13 protein-coding genes are annotated in these 19,162 nt (G+C 40.5%); 10 read left to right on the top strand and 3 right to left on the bottom strand.

The features are described 5' to 3' along the window. Nucleotides 1-80: 80 nt before the first annotated feature. The gene (locus FC093_RS13510; protein ID WP_262711026.1) at nucleotides 81-1,787 is read left to right on the top strand and encodes an NADPH-dependent assimilatory sulfite reductase hemoprotein subunit; all 1,707 of its coding nucleotides are present in this window, start codon (nucleotides 81-83) and stop codon (nucleotides 1,785-1,787) included. A 173-nt stretch (nucleotides 1,788-1,960) separates the two neighbouring features. Then, nucleotides 1,961-2,584 (top strand): precorrin-2 dehydrogenase/sirohydrochlorin ferrochelatase family protein, encoded by a 624-nt coding sequence (locus tag FC093_RS13505; protein ID WP_137262323.1) that lies wholly within the window; start codon nucleotides 1,961-1,963, stop codon nucleotides 2,582-2,584. 136 nt (nucleotides 2,585-2,720) lie between these two features. On the opposite strand, the gene FC093_RS13500 is transcribed toward FC093_RS13505, so the two are convergent. Continuing rightward, nucleotides 2,721-3,584 carry an AraC family transcriptional regulator gene (locus FC093_RS13500; protein WP_137262322.1) on the bottom strand — a complete coding sequence of 288 codons (864 nt, stop codon included), beginning with the start codon at nucleotides 3,582-3,584 and terminating at the stop codon, nucleotides 2,721-2,723. Between the two features lie 261 nt (nucleotides 3,585-3,845). Here FC093_RS13500 and FC093_RS13495 point away from each other — a divergent pair, with 261 nt between their 5' ends. The 8 genes from FC093_RS13495 to FC093_RS13460 all read left to right on the top strand — a co-directional run bounded on the left by FC093_RS13495 (nucleotide 3,846) and on the right by FC093_RS13460 (nucleotide 17,902). After that, nucleotides 3,846-7,175: a SusC/RagA family TonB-linked outer membrane protein gene (locus FC093_RS13495; RefSeq protein ID WP_137262321.1), complete on the top strand. Its 3,330-nt coding sequence runs from the start codon at nucleotides 3,846-3,848 to the stop codon at nucleotides 7,173-7,175. Nucleotides 7,176-7,201: 26 nt separating this feature from the next. Beyond that, the gene (locus tag FC093_RS13490; RefSeq protein ID WP_137262320.1) at nucleotides 7,202-8,881 is read left to right on the top strand and encodes a SusD/RagB family nutrient-binding outer membrane lipoprotein; all 1,680 of its coding nucleotides are present in this window, start codon (nucleotides 7,202-7,204) and stop codon (nucleotides 8,879-8,881) included. 163 nt (nucleotides 8,882-9,044) lie between these two features. Then, the gene (locus FC093_RS13485; RefSeq protein ID WP_137262319.1) at nucleotides 9,045-9,638 is read left to right on the top strand and encodes a redoxin domain-containing protein; all 594 of its coding nucleotides are present in this window, start codon (nucleotides 9,045-9,047) and stop codon (nucleotides 9,636-9,638) included. A 2-nt stretch (nucleotides 9,639-9,640) separates the two neighbouring features. Beyond that, nucleotides 9,641-10,957 (top strand): monooxygenase, encoded by a 1,317-nt coding sequence (locus tag FC093_RS13480; protein WP_240743295.1) that lies wholly within the window; start codon nucleotides 9,641-9,643, stop codon nucleotides 10,955-10,957. Nucleotides 10,958-11,022: 65 nt separating this feature from the next. Continuing rightward, a complete protein-coding gene (locus FC093_RS13475; protein WP_170971086.1) occupies nucleotides 11,023-14,385 on the top strand; it encodes a VCBS repeat-containing protein in 3,363 nt (1,120 codons plus the stop codon). Next, the gene (locus FC093_RS13470) at nucleotides 14,382-15,680 is read left to right on the top strand and encodes a vanadium-dependent haloperoxidase (RefSeq protein WP_137262316.1); all 1,299 of its coding nucleotides are present in this window, start codon (nucleotides 14,382-14,384) and stop codon (nucleotides 15,678-15,680) included. Before FC093_RS13475 ends, FC093_RS13470 begins: the two co-directional genes overlap by 4 nt. A 110-nt stretch (nucleotides 15,681-15,790) precedes the next feature. Continuing rightward, nucleotides 15,791-17,287, top strand: coding sequence for an IMP dehydrogenase (guaB, locus tag FC093_RS13465; protein ID WP_137262315.1), 1,497 nt, complete (start codon nucleotides 15,791-15,793; stop codon nucleotides 17,285-17,287). 57 nt (nucleotides 17,288-17,344) lie between these two features. Then, nucleotides 17,345-17,902 (top strand): AAA family ATPase, encoded by a 558-nt coding sequence (locus tag FC093_RS13460; protein ID WP_137262314.1) that lies wholly within the window; start codon nucleotides 17,345-17,347, stop codon nucleotides 17,900-17,902. 377 nt (nucleotides 17,903-18,279) lie between these two features. Here the strand turns inward: FC093_RS13460 and FC093_RS13455 are convergent, their stop codons facing one another. Both FC093_RS13455 and FC093_RS13450 read right to left on the bottom strand, forming a co-directional pair. Continuing rightward, on the bottom strand, nucleotides 18,280-18,792 hold the full coding sequence (locus FC093_RS13455) for a YdeI/OmpD-associated family protein (RefSeq protein WP_137262313.1): 513 nt from the start codon (nucleotides 18,790-18,792) through the stop codon (nucleotides 18,280-18,282). Nucleotides 18,793-18,930: 138 nt separating this feature from the next. Further along, entirely contained in the window at nucleotides 18,931-19,158 is a 228-nt protein-coding gene (locus FC093_RS13450; protein WP_137262312.1) for a PLDc N-terminal domain-containing protein, read from the bottom strand. Nucleotides 19,159-19,162 lie beyond the last annotated feature (4 nt).

Genomic DNA, 19,162 nt, shown 5'->3' with positions numbered 1-19,162 from the left:
CTCAGGCAACAAGCTGCAAGCACTAACATACAGCTCGAAGCTCACGGCTAAGCGCTCACAGCTTATTTTACAATAAACCAATTTATCAAAAGCTTACAGTTTATAGCTGGAAGCAAACACTTAAAAATATGAACGAATCATCTACCGAACGAATTAAAAAGGGGAGTCTTGGCTTGCGTGGTACTTTAAAAGAAAGTATGCTGGATGAGCATACCGGTGCTATACGCGAAGACGACCAGGCACTGGTAAAATTCCATGGCATGTACCTGCAGGACGACCGTGACCGCCGCGAAGAACGTGCAGCAAAAAAGCTGGATCGCCTGTATTCTTTTATGATACGCCTGCGGCTGCCCGGCGGTTTTATGACGGCAGAACAGTGGGAAATGCTGCACCATATTGCGGGCGAGCATACAACGGGCACCATAAAAATTACTACACGGCAAACGATACAATTACATGGCGTTTTAAAAAATCATGTAAAACCTACGCTCAAAGCATTTAATTCGGTGCACCTGGATAGCATTGCTGCCTGTGGCGATGTAAACCGCAATGTGATTGCTACGGCACATCCAAACGCATCGCCTGTGCATGAAGAAGTGTTTGGATATGCAACCAAATTCAGCTTATTATTCAAACCAAAAACAAGGGCCTTTTATGAAATATGGCTGGATGAAGAAAAGCTGGTAGAAACAACAGAAGAAGATCCGCTGTACCAGGACAGGTATTTGCCCCGCAAATTTAAGATAGGCATTGCTATACCGCCGTACAACGATATAGATGTTTTTGCCAACGATCTGGGTTTGATTGCTATTATAGAAAACGGCGAATTGGTTGGGTTTAATTTAGCTCCCGGCGGTGGCATGGGCGCAACACACGGCAACCCAGACACCTATCCCCGCCTTGGTACGGTACTGGGTTATGTGGATAAAGCCGATATAGAAGATGTTGTGTATAAAATTATAACTGTTCAGCGCGATTTTGGCAACCGCAGTGATCGAAAATTAGCGCGCCTGAAATATACCATGGACCGCATGGGTGTGGATGTTTTTAAAGAAGAAGTTGAAAAGCGTATTGGATTTTCTCTTCAGCCTGCCAGACCTTTTCATTTCAAAGACCGCAGCGACGATTACGGCTGGAAACAAAACCATAAGGGCAACTGGTATTACACGGCTTTTATAGAGAACGGCCGGGTACTGGATGAAAATAATTTATTCCTTAAGACTGCCTTTTTAGAAATTACAAAGGCACGCAAAGCCAATATCCGTTTTACCTGCAATCAAAACCTGATTGTAAGCGATGTAACAGAGGAAGATAAGCCATTTGTACACCAGATTTTAGACAAATATGGCGTCATTGCGCATACTGCAAACGCATCCAACGCGCGTAAGCAATCGGTGGCATGTGTAGCATTGAATACTTGTCCGCTGGCACTGGCAGAATCGCAGCGCTATATGCCACACCTGATGACGCGCATTGAAAGTTTGATGGATAAGCACGGTATTGGCGAAGAAAGCATTGTAATACGCATGACGGGCTGTCCCAATGGTTGTGCGAGACCATACATGGCTGAAATTGGTTTTATTGGTATCTCTTACGGACACTACAACCTGATGCTTGGTGGCGATGTGGAGGGTATGAGGCTAAATAAACTGTACAAAGAAAACCTCGACGAAGAAGCTATAGTAAGTGAGCTGGATGATTTGTTTGGAAAATATGCTACCGGAAGGATGGCGGGCGAACCATTTGGTGATTTTATTGTGCGAACAATTTTCTCGGTCACAGGTTAAATCGAGGACTTTTTAGATTGCAGATTAATCTGATGTTTTGTTGATGATACAGACGCGGAAAAAGGTATTTCCACTTAATCATCAGGTACTATCAGTAAAACATCAGGTTAATCATCATCTTAAAATATTATCCTAAACCGCCATCAGTATAATCCTTATCATTAACTAATACGATGAAAGAAACCAACAACTTATTTCCTGTTTTTTTAAAGCTCGAAGATCTGCGCGTGCTGCTTATTGGTGCAGGTAATGTAGGCGTAGAAAAGCTGAATGCGATAGTAAACAATGCCCCAGCTACGCAAGTGCTGGTAATTGCAAAAGAAATCAATGATGAATTTCACGAACTCGCTGCGCTGCATCCTAATGTACACATCAGACAAACTGAATATAATGCCGAATACCTAAATGATTGCGATATTGTAATTGCAGCCGTTAACGATATTGCCCTGAGCACTACCATCCGCAACGATGCCAAAGTAAGAGGCAAGCTGATTAATGTGGCAGACAAGCCTTACCTGTGCGATTTTTATTTAGGCTCCATAGTAACCAAAGGCAATCTTAAGCTTGCTATTTCTACCAACGGTAAATCGCCTACTATGTCTAAACGCCTGCGGGAAGTGTTTAATGAACTGTTGCCCGACGAACTGGATGATATTATCAACAACCTGCAAGTAGTACGCAATAGTTTACAAGGCGATTTTAAAAACAAAGTGGACGAGCTAAATAAAATTACTCAAAAGCTGGTAGAAAAGCCTTTAAGCGAGGCAGAGAAATATGAGCAGTATTGGTTCTTATAAAGCTGTAATTCTATAAAATAAAAGGCTGGTTCAGATACTCTCTGAAGCAGCCTTTTAGCATCAATATCAAGCAGTGAATGTTGAATGAGTGTCTATAAATCTATAACTTAAACGCCTTTATCGTACATCATACATCTCAGGATGCCTTCAGCCGATAGCTTGTTGGGCAATAGCCGGTATTTTCCTTGAATACTTTATTAAAATTAGATACTGTTTTAAAACCGCTCATATAAGCTATTTCCGATATGCTGCAATCGGTATCCATCAGGTAGCGGCAGGCATGCGAGATGCGCACTTCATTGAGGTATTCCATAAAGTGCTTGTTCATTCTTTTCTTGAATAAACGACAGAATGATTGCGGTGTAAGATTAGCTTTTTTAGCCACATCATTCAGCGTAATATCGGTACCAAAAGAAGTCTTAATGTACTTAAAAACTTCTGCCAGTCTATCGGTATCTTTATTATACACAACACCGGAGTACGTTTCGCTGTTGATGAATTGAATATCCTCGGAAGTAGAAAGAATATGTAGAATTTCCAGCAAACCCAATACACGATCAAAGCCTGTTTTATATACCAGGCGCTCTATTATATCAATTATCTTAATGCGGGTAGCGCCTTCTATTTTTAGCCCGCGTTGCGCGTTTCTAAAAAGCACATTTATTTTTTCCACTTCCCGCAAATTATAAAAACCATCACCGAATATATCCTTATTAAAATAAGTAACTACAGACTTTGCGCGCGTACTCTCCAATCCCTGGTGAAAGTTCTCATCACTCAGCCATACATGCGGCAGGTTGGAGCCCACCAACACCAAATCGCCGGCATAAAAAGGTTCAATTTTATCGCCGATTACACGCTTGCCATAACTTTCTTTGATATACACCAATTCTACTTCCGGATGATAGTGGAAGGGAGATTTAAAAAAAGGTTCGTTGCGCTCAATAACAGAAATGTAGCTGTTATGTGCCGGTGTTATTTCAGTTTGTAAAATTTTCATAGTATCAGGTTAAGCAGCCGTTAAGAAGTATAAAAGACAATTTTAGGGAAAAAAAAGATAATTCAAGCACATTGGTGGCAAAATTGTGCTTTATATACGCACGCAAACGTTTGTGTAAGTATAAAAAGATATGGTAATCTATTGTAAGAAATGGGTAATACAGGACAAGCCCGGCGAAATACATCTGTCTAATTTTATATTTTAAAACTTCCCCGTACTTTTTAAAAAATTTAAAAACTCCTATTAATTAAAACAACTGCTATGAACAAAAAAATCGTTTATCGATTAGTTACTCTGTTGCTGTGCATGTATTGTTTCACGGCGTTCTCGCAAGACCGCAAAGTGATTACAGGTATAGTAAAAGATAGTACTGGTAATGGCTTGCCAGGTGTAACTATAACCGTGAAAGGCACAACTACATCCGGCATATCGGATGACAAAGGTAATTTTAGAATTTCGGCACCAGAGGGTGGCACACTTGTTTTTAGCAGTGTGGGCTACACTTCCAAGGAAGTGACAGTAGGCACAGACAACTTTATATCTGTTTCATTAGATGTGCAAAGTAATGCCCTGAATGAAGTAGTAGTAACGGGTTTTGGCACACGGGCTAATACAAGAAAATTGTCTTACTCGGTAGCCCAGGTGAGTGGTGCCGAAGTGGACAGGGCTGGTGCTACAAACATTGTTAATTCCTTACAAGGCAAAGTTGCCGGAGTTATGATTAACCAGGGTGCCGGTGGTCCATCCTCCAGTTCAAGAATAAGAATAAGAGGCAATTCTAATCTTTCTGGCTCTACCATGCCCTTGTTTGTTGTAGATGGTGTATTGATACAGCCAAATGCAACCGGTGCAGATTCGTGGGGTGATGCCAGAGACTTTGGTAATATTCTTAAAAATCTGAACCCGGATGATTATGAAAGCGTTAGTGTGCTGAAAGGCTCTGCTGCAAGTGCTTTATACGGTTCTCAGGGTATTAACGGCGTTATATTAATAACCACTAAAAAAGGCAGGGTAAGAAACGGATTGGGCGTGAGCGTATCTAATGCCACCAATTTTGATCAAGCATATAAATTACCCGATTTTCAAAATGTATATGGCGGTGGTATAGATCCTTATTTTCTTTCGAAGGACGCACAAGGGTATGATGTGGTTGACCCGGATAATGGTCCATATTACAGCTTTGGACCTAAGCTGGACGGGCACATAGTACATGATGCCGATGGCAGGCTTGTTCCGTTTAAAGGGAATAACCTGTTAGACCTTTTCAGAACAGGTACAAACGTTAATACAAACGTAGCGCTGGAAGGTGGTACAGAAAGAACTACTTTCCGCTTTTCGTACAGTAACCTGATGAACAACAGTGTAATGGAAAATAACTATTTTAAAAGAAATACCTTTACACTGAGAGCTACGCAAAAATTAGGTAAGTTTATCAATATTGATGCGAATGCAACGTATGTAACATCCAATACTTTAAATCCGATATTACAAGGCGGCAATTCAAATCCCTTATTCCGCTTTGCTTACTCCAATGCCCGCAATTACGATGTAGATTATTATAAAAACCATTACATAGATACCTTACATGGCGGTAGCATTGGTGGCAATGGCAACCCAACCGGCAATCCGTACACGCGCGGCTCCATGACCAGCGTATTCTGGAACTACTACCAAAACAGGGTAAAACAGGTAGAAGATAACCTGCGTGCGGGTATTGATATAACAGGTACAATCCGTCCGTGGTTAACCTTATTAATCAGAGGTAACTTTAATAGTCTTACCACAACCAACACAACTAAAAACCGTGGTGACGGACCTGGCTTCTTAGGTTCGAGCGCGCAGTATAGCCGCGGTATAACAACCAATCAGGATTTCCGTGTGCAGGCATTACTAACTGCGGCTAAGCAATTAAATGAAAATTTAGATTTAAATGTAACTGTTGGTGGTGAAACACAACGAGGTTTGGGCGGCGCTTATAACTACCTGTCCACTTCCGGCGGATTCAAAAATGCTGATATTTTTACTTTATCTAATTCAGTTAATGCCTTAAGTACAGATTTTAGGACAGTTGGTCACGAACGCTTAGATGCAATGTATTTATATGGAGATATTACCTATAAAAACATGCTTACAGTTAATTTTAGCGGAAGAAACGACTGGAGCTCTACTTTAACTTACCCTGACGGTCATGGAAACTACACTTACTTCTATCCTTCCATTGGCGCATCATGGATATTTAGCGAGTTGTTGAACGATAATAATGCATTAAAATTTCTATCATTCGGCAAGCTAAGAGCAAGCTTAGGGTACACCGGTGGCGGAACAGATATTTACGCTACTTCTAAAGGAACCGGGTATATACTTAATGGTAATTATACCGATTATAATGGCTCATTAATACCGCTATATGGGTTGAATAGTCTCACATTAAACAATCAAAATTTAAAAAACTTATTGGCTCGCGAATGGGAATTTGGTACTGAGTTGAGGTTTTTTAATAACAGGTTAGGTATTGATGCAACATGGTATAGAAAAAATACCAAGAACGAAGTTGTTACTATCAATGCAGCGCCGGAAACTGGTTTAGGTGGTAGAATAATTAATGCAGGTAATATTCAAAATCAGGGTATTGAAATATCACTTACCGGCACGCCAATTAAATCGAGAAACCTGCAATGGAATACCACTTTTAACTTTACAAGAAACGTAAATAAGGTTATTGACATTGATGCTAAAGATGGCGTAAATTCTTACAGCCTTGATCTTGCCTTTGGAGCCGATGTTGCCTCTGTAGCAGAAGTAGGTAAACAATATGGTACTATCACAACCGGCTATGCTTATGCTTATGATTTAGATAAAGGTTCAAAAACGTATGGACAAAAACTGCTTAAGCAAGATGGCACCTATTGGCGCTCCGGCGACTATGGTCAAGGCTCAAAAGATCTTGGTACCATGATGGAGAAATTCCTCCTGAGCAACATTAATGAAGTAAACTACAAAGGGTTTAATCTTTTTGTTCAGGTTGATGCAAAAGTGGGTGGCTTAATGGCCTCTGCTACGCACCAGTACGGTTCTGAATTCGGAAGTTTTGAAAGCACTTTGTACGGACGTGATGCAGCACATGGCGGTGTAACCTGGACCGATGATAATGGCGTAACACGCAACGATGGTGTGATACCAGAAGGCGTATATGCAAGCGGAACCATTATTGGTGGCACCGATGTAAGCGGTATGACCTACCAGCAGGCTGTAGATGCAGGTTTAACCAAGCCAATGGCTGCATGGCAGTATTACGAAGGAATAGCAAGCTGGGGCACAGGCATTCGCGAATATTCTGTTTTCGAAAACTCATGGGTTTCGCTTCGCGAAGTATCTATAGGCTATAACATTCCAAAAAGTTTTACTCAAAAAATAAAATTTCAAAGCTTAAGATTGAGTTTGGTTGCCCGCAACTTTATTTACCTGTACAATTCGGCTAAAGACCATATCAATCCCGAAAGCATCTTTTCAAGCCGCCCTGGAGCTTTTGCAGAGTACGGCGGACTTCCTTTAATCAGAACCTATGGCTTCTTAGTAAATGCAAGCTTCTAATTCAACTAATTCCAAAAGAAATAACAATGAGTAAATATAAATCAGTCATTTTCCTTTTACTATCTGTTATAACGATAGCGGGTTGTAAAAAAGAGAATTTCGTAAAAGAAAATACTAATCCTGAAATTCTTACTACTATCGATCCGGCAAAGGAATTTTTAAACGCCACGCTTCAAATGCATAACCAGCGTTTTGAGGCATATTATGATTATTACAGGCGCATTATGCCATGGATGCAAATGGATGTGGCACAAACCGGCAACAGTAAAACCTTAGTTACGGACATTGGTAATTTTGGTACCCGCTATGGTATATTTTATCCAACCTTAGGAGCCGAAATTGAAGATTTGCATTACATCATCAATACCATGCCGGAGGACGAAAAGGCAAGCTATGTTTATATGTCTAACATAGCAGATATACTTAAGATTTATTATGCTTTTTACGTATCAGATATTTATGGCAGCATTCCTTATCGTGAAGCATTCCAGGGGCGGTATGGCGGAACGGTTACGCCCGTTTATGAACCCCAACAGGAACTATTTGCGCTTTGGGATTCCAGTTTGCATGCAATCGCAACTACCTTAGAAACAACTCAGCCAACAGCCCAGGTATCATTGGGTGCAAACGATCTGTATTTCCAGGGAGATGTAACTAAATGGAGTAAAGTTGCAAATGCATTAAGGTTAAGAATTGCTTTTCGTTTATCAAAAAGAGATGAAGCTGCCGCAAAAGCCATTTTCGCTGACGTCTTATCTGATAACAATCAAATGGCAAGCAATGATGATAGCTGGGCTTTTTATGCAAGTCCTGCGTTATATGATATATATAGATCAAACGGAGACTGGGATATAAGTTCTTTTAAAGCACCCAGACCCACGGTTAATTTTATGATTGAGAATAGTGATCCACGCATACGTGATTACTACGAAAAAAACAACTATACCCAAGCAAATATTAATGTTGCCATTGACAGTAACATTCTTGCACCCGGAACAGTTGAAAAACCAAATAGATATGTTGGTGCTCCTATCAGCCCCGATTCTGCCCAGGGAAAATATAAAAGCTGGTTTACTCCAAAATTTGTTAATGGCAGCCTCATTTTAGATACAATTTCGTTTTTAAAAAGAAGGTTATGGAATGCCGACTATAGTGGAGGAACCGGCATTGTAACTACGCCCGTAATAACTTATGCAGATTACTGTTTTATGCGTGCTGAAATTGAGGCAAGGGGCTTTGTAACCACTGGTGGTACTGCTGAAGAATGGTATAATAAAGGTGTAGAAGCATCTATCCGCTTTTGGGATGATGCGGCAAATAAAGCACAAACAGAAGACTATACTGCAGTTACTGATGCAGAAATTACAGCTTATTTAATGGCACCTGATGTACAATTTGACGCATCAAAAGCATTGGAGCAAATTGCTGTACAATCTTACATTAACTTTGAAAAGCAGCCCAACGAAGCCTGGGCATTGTGGAAACGTACAGGTATGCCTAACAGCAATACTGCACTTGCGCTGGAAAACATTGTAATAGATGGTACTGTAAAAGCAATACCGCGTCGCGCTGCCATTTCGCTACCAGCTTCCAACGATCCTAACTATGCTAATAAAGAAGCCGCCATTCAGCAGATGCAACAAGACCCTGGATTTGGAAGTGGTCCTTCTGATGTATTTGGTCGTGTTTGGTGGGATGCACAATAAAATATAAACTTATGATTTAATAAAAATAACTTTCAGAAAATCTCTACTTCTGAAAGTTATTTTTATTATAAAGGTTTTTAATTCAAATATAATTTTGGTAATTAGCTAATAAATTCACTTTTTAGAATTAATTACTTTCAGGCTGTTAACCGGGGTGTGGCTTATGCTGAGAAAACTTTATTTGTTGATTATTGTAATGAATTGTTTACATGTTAATGCGCAAACAAACGATTCTGTTTTTTCTGTCACTACCTTATCTGCTATAATGCTCTTAAATGCAAACAATAATCAATCGGGCTATTTTTTAAATCCTACCTCAGAAAAACCCAGCGTATTTATTTTTCTTTCGCCTGAATGTCCGCTCTGCAAAAATTATTCTTCTACGTTAAATACGCTTTATCAACAATTCAAGAATAGGGTTGCTTTCTACGGTATTATCCCAGGCAAGGCATATAGCTCTCAGGAGATAAAAGCATTTAGCTCAAATTACCAAATCAGCTTTCCATTATTCATTGATAGCAATAAAATAGTAAGTAATTACCTGCAGGCATCCATAACCCCTCAGGTAATTTTACTCGATGAAAAGCATCATCTTTTATATAAAGGAGCTATAGATAATTGGGCTGTAAGTTTGGGAAAGCAACGTGTAAAACCAACTCAGTTCTACCTTAAAGATGCTATTGAAGAAAGTTTACAAAACGAACTAATTGCCATAAAAAGAACCAAAGCTGTTGGCTGTAAAATAAACGACTACTAATTATGTGGAGATGGATAGGAATGATAGCAATTGTGCTGATGGCTGCAAATCTTAAGGCACAGCAAATTACTTACTACAATACTGTTCAAACTATTATTCAAACTAAATGTACGCCTTGCCACCGACCCGGCGAAGCGGCGCCATTTACACTTACCTCTTACGAAGATGTAGCCAAAAGAGCATCATTCATTAAAGATGTGATAGAGGCTAATTATATGCCTCCCTGGAAAGCTGACAACAAATACGTGCACTTTGCAAATGACCGCTCGCTTACCCAAAGGGAGAAAGATGCACTGCTGCAATGGATAAAAGATAAAGCACCCGAAGGCACGCCGGTACCGGGAAAAGTGGTAAAACAAGATACACTTACCGGCACTATGTACAAGCGCAAGCCTGACCTTACTTTGAAAACAAAAGACAGCTTTTTGGTAAAAGGCGATAACCTCGAACGCTTTATTGTTTTTAAAATTCCTTTTGAGTTACAGCAGCCACAAAATGTAGAAGCCATTGAATTTTACAGCAACAACCGCAAGCTCATTCATCACGCTAACTATGAAGTGCATGCAATTGAAGATACTTCCATTGATATTTATAAAACAGACGCCTTTATTAATCTTACCGAAGATGACCGCACAAAGTACGATCAGTACAAACCTTACCGCAAAACCATCACCTATTACGGCGGCTGGATACCCGGCGCTACTTTTGAAACTTATCCAAAAAACATGGGTTGGGTAATGCCTAAAAGAGGCGTGATACTAATGACGGTTCATTTTGCACCCACTTCCAAAGATGCCGGCAGTATTGATGGCATCAACTTATTTTTCAAAAAAACACCTGTTACACGGCCGGTAAAGGTCATCAGTTTTGGTTCGGGTGGTATTGGCGAGAAAGATATTACACCCATGTTTTACATTCCAGCCAATGAGCAAAAAACATTTAAGCTGGATATTACCAATCCCGCCGAAGATTTCTCAATATTATATGTTTGGCCACACATGCATTATTTAGGCAAAGCATTTAAAGCATATGCTATTAAGCCAGGTGGGGATACAATAAAACTCGTTCATATTCCCGATTGGGATTTTCGCTGGCAGGAAATTTACCGCTTTAATAAACTGGTTAAAATACCAAAAGGCTCGGTGATACATATAGAAGGCACTTACGATAATACTGCGCAAAATCCATTTAATCCGCGCGACCCGCCGCAGCCGGTGATGTCGTATGGCGATATGCGCTCAACCGATGAAATGATGACACTGATGATGGTATTTTTAACATACAAGCCCGGCGATGAAAACATGGTGCTTCAATATTAAACTTTGTTTTATGGAGCCTATTGCATTACTGCTGCGATTGCCAAATGTATATTCAACAATCACACATGCGTAAGCTGTTTTTACATATTATTTTTTTAATTGCAATCGTTGTTGCGCATGCACAGCCAAAGCCTTTATTTAGTTTGCTTAACAGTAAGCAAACAGGCATCAATTTTACTAATACCATCAAAGAAGACGATTCTTTGAACGTATTTCGGTACGAGTATTTATACAATGGGGCGGGCGTTGGCGTAGGAGATTTTAATAGCGATGGATTAACTGATATTTTCTTCGCTAGTAATACCTCATCTAATAAACTATATCTCAATAAAGGGCATTTTTCTTTTGAAGATATTACCAAAAAATCTGGTGTTGAAGGTAATGGCACCTGGAGCACCGGCGTAAGTATTGCCGATGTAAATGGAGACCGACTACCGGATATTTATGTTTGCCATTCGGGCAAATTTAAGGATAGCAACCGGCTTTGCAACGAACTGTACATTAATGAAGGCGTGCAAGATGGTGTGCCCCATTTTAAAAATGTAGCAAAGCAGTACGGGTTGGATGCACCGGGTACGCAAAGTACACAGGCAGCTTTTTTTGACTACGATAAGGATGGCGACCTGGATATGTTTTTACTCAACCATTCCAACCACACCTACAACCCGTTTTTAAATACTAAAAAAATAAGAGCCACGCCCGATTTTCATTTTGGCAATCGCCTGTTTCGCAACGACAGAGATGCACAAGGCAACATACATTTTACCGATGTTACCTTACAGGCAGGTATCATCAACAATGCATTAAACTTTGGGTTGAGTGTAACCATTAGTGATATAAATAAAGATGGCTGGCCGGATATTTATACCACCAGCGATTATACCGAGCGGGATTGCTTTTACCTCAATAACCACAATGGCACTTTTACCGAATCGCTCGAAAAATCTTTTACGCACATTTCTAAGTATGCAATGGGTGCCGACGTTGCAGATTATAACAATGATGGCCGCCCGGACGTCTTTACACTCGATATGCTGCCTGAAGATAACCACCGGCAAAAACTGCTAAAAGGTCCTGATGAATACGACCAATATCATCTGCTGCTCGATAGTGGTTATTATCATCAGCAGATGCGTAATATGCTACAGCTAAACGAAGGCGTAGATGAGCAAGGGAATATTCGCTTTAGCGAGATCGGGCAATTAGCTGGTGTATCGAATACCGACTGGAGCTGGGCTGGTTTACTGGCTGATTTTGATAACGATGGCTGGAAAGACTTGTTTATTTCCAATGGCTACCTGCGCGATTATACCGACATGGATTTTTTGAAATATACTGTTGCCGATGCACAGGCAGCCGCTCTCAAAAAAGGCAATTTCAATTTTCAAACGCTTGATTTGGTAAAGCAAATGCCATCCAACAAACTAAGCAATTACATCTTTCAAAATGCACACAACATTACTTTTAAAAACAAAACAGCAGACTGGGGTTTGAATAAACTGACCGTTTCCAATGCCGCAGCTTATGCCGATTTGGATAATGACGGCGACCTCGATTTAATTGTTTGCAACAACAACGAACCTGCACTTATTTACCAGAACAATGCGAATGAGTTAACCGGCAACCATTACATAAAGCTTCTTCTATATGGTGCAGGTTTAAACACCAAGGCAATAGGTGCAAAAGTTACTTTAATTACAGCAGACAGCAGTCTTCAATACCAGGAATCATTTCCTGTTCGCGGTTACGAAAGTAGTGTAAGTGAAGAGCTTTTATTCGGCATAGGTAAAAACAAAGCAGCAGCACACATTACTATAACCTGGCCCGATGGCAGCCTAACACAACTACAAAATATAGCAGCAGATACAACTGTTACCATTAAGCAGGAAGATACTGGCAAGCCGCCTTTACCTGCAATGAATAACAAACATCTTTTCACCGATGTTTCAGCTTCATCCGGTATTCATTTTACTCATAAAGAGAATGATTTTATAGACTTCAAAGCAGAAGTACTCCTGCCCTATCAACTTTCTAAGTTGGGTCCGGCATTGGCAAAAGCAGATGTAAATGGTGATGGTTTGGAAGATGTCTATATTGGTGGTGCTATTGGTGAGCCAGGTGTTTTATACTTTCAAAATAAAAACAACACATTCTCCCTTGCACCTTTGCAACCCTGGGCTGCCGATTCTGCCAGCGAGCAGGTAAATGCACTTTTTTTTGATGCGGATAAAGATGGCGACAATGATTTATATGTTGTAAGTGGCGGTAACGAATATGACGATGGATCGCCGGAATATGGAGACAATGTATACATTAATGATGGCAAAGGGAATTTTACCAAAGCATTGAATGCACTACCCGCAATGCTTAGCAGTAAGCTGGCAATTGCTTCCGGCGATTTTGATAACGATGGAGATATAGATTTGTTTATTGGCGGACGCGGTGTACCCGGCTCTTTTCCTTTGCCATCCAATAGTTATTTACTGCGCAACGACAGTCAGAACGGCATTGTTCATTTTACCGATGTTACTGAAGGAGTTTGCCCTGCTTTACGAAAAGCCGGCATGATAACGGCCGCTGCATTTACTGATTTAAATGGCGATCAGTATCCTGAATTAATAATTGCCGGCGACTGGATGCCGGTGCTATTATTTCAAAACAATAAGGGATTATTGCAGGATATATCTGCAAATGCAGGACTTCAAAATAGCAGCGGTATGTGGGCTTCCGTTACACCGGCTGATGTAGATGGCGATGGCGACACAGACTTTGTATTGGGCAACTGTGGCTACAACAACCAGTTTAGCGCCAACGAAGAAAAACCTATGACAATGTATGTAGCAGACTTTGATGATAATGGTGTAATTGACCCTATCATTTGCTATTACATACAAGGCAAAAGTTATCCAATGGCTTCCAGAGATGAACTGCTGGATGAAATTACTTCACTGAAAAAGAAGTATATCCATTATAAAGATTATGCAGATGCTACTATCAATGACATTTTTCCAAAAAATAAAATAGACGACGCCACTATTTATTCTTGCAATCAGTTGGCTTCCGGTATTTTATACAACAATGGAAAAATGCACTTTACATTTGAACCTTTACCGCTACAGGCGCAGTTCTCAAGAGTGTCATCTGCTATTGTTAATGATTTTGATGGCGATGGGAAAAAAGATGTTTTAGTGAGTGGCAATTTTAATGCTTATCGGGTACAGCTTGGGCAGAGTGATGCGAGCTTGGGTTTATTATTAAAGGGAAATAACAGCAACAACTTCACTCCCATTGATCCGGCACAGAGTGGCTGCTATATGGATGGTGATGTGAGGAATATGGTAATGTTGAAAAATGCAACAGGAGAAAAACTTATCGTTGTTGCAAAAAATAATAGTGCAGTACAGGTTTTAAAGTGTGTTTCAGAATGAAAAAGATATTACTTTATATAATTATACTTTTTGCCTTTTTCACGCAGGCTGCTGCACAGTCCTGGCAAAATGATGCTTACCCGCTGCATCGCGCGCAGCAGGCTTTAACCGATGTAATTGTACATGATATTTTTGCTCCGCCGGTAGCAGCCCGCATTTATGCTTATACCAGTATTGCTGCTTATGAGGCAGCCTGCAAAATGGATAATCATTATCATTCTTTATACAGTCAGGTAAAAGATTTTCCCAATATTCCGCCACCTGCACAAAATGTGGCGACCTCTTTAGCAGCCGTGTATGCGTACTTGCTCATTGGCAAACACCTTGTCTTTTCAGAACCTATTCTGCAGGATTCTTTAAATAATATACTTGACTGGTTTAAGAGCAAAAAACTAAATAAAGAGTTATACAACAACTCACTGGCATATGGACAGCAGGTAGCAGACAGCATTACCAATTGGATAAATAAAGACCAATATAGAGAAACACGCAAGTTACGCAGGTATAACTTCTTAAAGGAAGAAGGTAAATGGATACCTACGCCGCCGGCATACATGGCTGCAGTAGAGCCATACTGGAGTAAAATACGCACTATAGCACTCGACTCCTGCAACCAATTTCCACCATTACCATCAACACCTTATGGCAAAGGAAAGGAAAGTGATTTTTATAAGCAGGCTTACGAAGTGTACACTACTACCAACCATCTCAGCAATGAGCAAAAGTTTATTGCATCCTTTTGGGATTGTAACCCGTTTGCAATAAATACCGAGGGCCATTTGAATTTTGCTATCAAAAAAATTTCGCCCGGCGGACACTGGATGTGTATCACAAGCATTGTTTGCAAACAAACCGGTGCTGATATTATAAAATCGGCTGCGGCTTACACAATGGTTTCTATTGGCTTGTTCGATGCATTCATCAGTTGCTGGGATGAAAAGTATCGCAGCAATGTTATTCGCCCCGAAACATACATCAATGCTATAATTGATGAAAATTGGCGGCCACTTTTGCAAACACCACCTTTTCCTGAATACACCAGCGGGCACAGCGTTGTTTCAACAGCTTCTGCCAAAATTTTAACTGCTTTGTTTGGCGATATTGCTTTTGATGATGATACGGAAGTAAACTATGGCTTGCCCGTAAGGCATTTTATCTCTTTTACCAATGCCTGCAACGAAGCTGCTATTAGCCGCTTATACGGTGGTATTCACTATTTACCTTCTATACAAAACGGGCAAACCGAAGGCGCACAGGTGGGTGAATGGGTATTGAAAAAAATTCATTTACAATAATCTGTTGCACAGTATTTTCCTTTTTCTTGCATACCTGCTGTTCTTTTTATCTAACAATTTGTTTGAAAAATTTGTTTGTCTCGTATTTATTGCAGCTTATATCTTTGCACATGGCAAACAACTTTTCTCTTCCTGATCAGGATTCCTCTTCCCGTTTTTTTGGTGATGGCTTAACGTTCGATGATGTTTTACTCATGCCCGCTTATAGCGAGGTATTACCACGCGATGTAAATATCCAGTCAAAACTTACTAATTCTATTACACTGAATGTTCCTATGCTTTCTGCAGCAATGGATACCGTAACTGAAGCCGGACTGGCAATGGCATTGGCACGCGAAGGAGGGCTGGGCATTTTGCACAAAAACATGAGTATTGAGGAACAAGCCGAGCAGGTGCGCAAAGTAAAACGCAGCGAAAGTGGCTTAATCATAGACCCGATTACGCTGCATGTTGATGCTACCCTTGGCGATGCACTCACACTCATGAGAGAAAACAGGATTGGCGGCATTCCAATTGTTGACCACCAAAATAAACTGGTAGGTATTCTTACCAACCGCGACTTACGTTTTGAACAAGACCGTAAGAAGAAAGTAAGTGAAGTAATGACGAGTGAAAATCTTATTACCGCACCGGAAGGTACCGATTTAAAAAAGGCAGAAACTATTTTGAATAAATATAAAATAGAAAAACTGCCGGTGGTAAATAGCAGTGGTACATTGATGGGTTTGATTACCTACCGCGATATTATCCAGGTAAGGCATTACCCCAATGCAGTAAAAGATAAATTTGGGCGCTTGCTCGTTGGCGCTGCTTTAGGCATCACCAAAGACTTAGCCGATAGAGCCTACGCACTACAACAGGTAGGGGTAGATGTAGTAGCGCTTGACAGTGCGCACGGGCACACCAAAGGCGTAATAGATGCTTTAAAATCTTTAAAACAAAACTTTAAAGATTTAAGTGTTATTGCGGGTAATGTAGGTACGGCAAGTGGCGCCAGGGCGTTAGCGGAAGCAGGTGCCGATGCTGTAAAAGTGGGTATTGGCCCAGGCTCTATTTGCACCACGCGTATTGTAGCAGGTGCTGGCATACCACAACTTACTGCTGTTATGGAAGCAGCTTCTGTATTGAAGGAATTGGGTATTCCGCTGATTGCTGATGGCGGCATTCGTTATACCGGCGATATGGTAAAAGCACTCGCTGCCGGTGCCAGTGTGGTAATGATGGGTAGTGTGTTTGGCGGTGTGGAAGAAAGCCCTGGCGAAACTATTATTTACGAAGGCAGAAAATTTAAAGAATACCGGGGCATGGGTAGTATTGGTGCAATGCAGCAAGGCAGCGGTGACCGCTATTTTCAGGATGTGGAAGATGGCATTAAAAAGCTGGTGCCCGAAGGTATTGAAGGCCGCGTGGCATATAAAGGCAATTTGGCCGAAGTAGTAGCACAGTATGTAGGTGGATTACGGGCAGGCATGGGTTATTGCGGGGCAAAAGATATTGCAGCTTTGCAGCAGGCTACCTTTGTAAAAATCACCAATGCCGGTATGCGCGAGAGCCATGCACATGATGTGGAAATCACCAAAGAATCACCAAATTATAGCAAGCGGTAGGCTGCTGATTAATTAATGGCAATTTGAGTTCTGCAAAAGCAAGTTTTGTAAAGAAATATGAAGAAGCCTTTATTAATAGTGATTACAGGAAGGCCCGCGTCTGGAAAAACTACTTTAGCGCATCTTTTGGCAAGAGAAATAAAGTATCCGCTTCTCTCGAGAGACGAATTTAAAGAAGGATATATTAATACTGCTGAATGTTGTCATAATCAATTAGATAAAACAGTTACGAGAGACATTTATGAAACATTCTTTAAAGCAGTTGATTTACTAATTTCAGCTAATATATCACTTATCATCGAGGCTGCTTTTCAGCATAAATTGTGGGAGCCTAAACTATCAAACTACCTTGGCAAAGCTCAGGTTAGGATTGTAGTATGTGAACTTCCGCCTCTATTAGCAAAAACAAGATTTATCAATAGAGCTTTGAATGATCAGGACCGGGAAAGATTTCATGGAGATCTATCACTAAATTCAGCAAATGAATTAGTCGGAGTGCCAATAGCATCTTATGAAGCTCCTATCCTACCGGTTCCTATACTGCAGGTTGATACAACAGATGGTTATAATCCCAACCTGAGTAAAATAGTTAAATTTATAAAGCTAAAAAGCTGATATTATCAGGGATTTGACCTTATGAGACTGAAGAACTATTAATAAGTCTTGAATGTTCACCGCCTTCAACTGGTTTGTGAAGCCGGTGAACTGCTATGCCGAAATGTGGGTAAGCCATTCGCTATTAATTGAAATAGAAGCAGCTGCCAGTTATAAAAATACTCTTTTCATTTTATACTTTCATTTCAACGCTTCGCTATAAGCCTGGCAATTACTCCGGCTTCGCCGGAACAATAAGCTAAGGAATAGGATACTTCAATAAAAAACACGTTTAGCCGGCAAGTTATTACGTCCATTTATTATTTTACTCATTTTGATGAACGTCATGCAGCTTTTTAAGCTTATAAATTCACCCGTTTTGATGCAGCAAAACAACCTTATAATTCTTTTTGCCCTTTCAAACTTCTAATCATTTGTGCATAGCCTTGCCTGTGCGCCAAAGCAGTCACTGCCTGCGCAATACGTTTGGCTTTGGTGGGCGCGGTTTTGGCACTATCAATCCATTTGCTGAAGTATTTTTGATGTGATCCGGGCAGACTTTTAAAATAAGCTATAGCCGCCGGCTCATCCTGCAAACATTCCATAAAATCAGCATTGTATTCAAAAGGGCTCGTGTCTTCATCTATAGAGATAGCAAGTGTAGCACCTATACCTTTGCGAATATTCTTTCGTATGGTTGCATTTAAGGGGATGATGAAATTACCCTCTCCCATTGGTAACAAGCTTGTTTGCGTAAAATGGTAATCATCCATTTTCCCTTTCACCCTAAAAGACTGCCGGCAATCGGGTTTTAATTGCTGCGCAATAGCAGCCGGAATTTCAATATAGCTCCAGCCGGTTTTTTCACCCTGAATGCCAAACTTTTTAATGGTTGCAGTAAAATGGATCATATAAGCAGAATTGAATAGTAATGGTGAAGTACTTTCTTATGCCGCTTTTTCTTTCACCGTAGCCAGAAAACAAACGCTGCGAAGCTGCTCCAAACTCCTGTTCTCTGCGGTAAAAAAGCATTTCTCATTACTTTCAGGTTAATAGCGTTTGATGCGATGGTCTTTTTTTCTAAAGCCAAAAACAAAGTATAAAATTAGTCCGGCTACCGGGGCAAAAAAGATAATGGCTGCCCAGAATATTTTTACAGGAGTCGCCATATCGCGCCGCCTGCTGAGCGTAACGATGGCAATAAATAAGACAACAAGCCAAAGCAAAGCAATAGCTACAATAATATTGAGCAAAACAGAGGATATATCTATTAGCATAATG

The organism is Ilyomonas limi (assembly GCF_005233845.1).
Taxonomy (GTDB): Bacteria; Bacteroidota; Bacteroidia; order Chitinophagales; family Chitinophagaceae; genus Ilyomonas; species Ilyomonas limi.
This window is presented reverse-complemented; position numbering and strand designations above follow the sequence as displayed.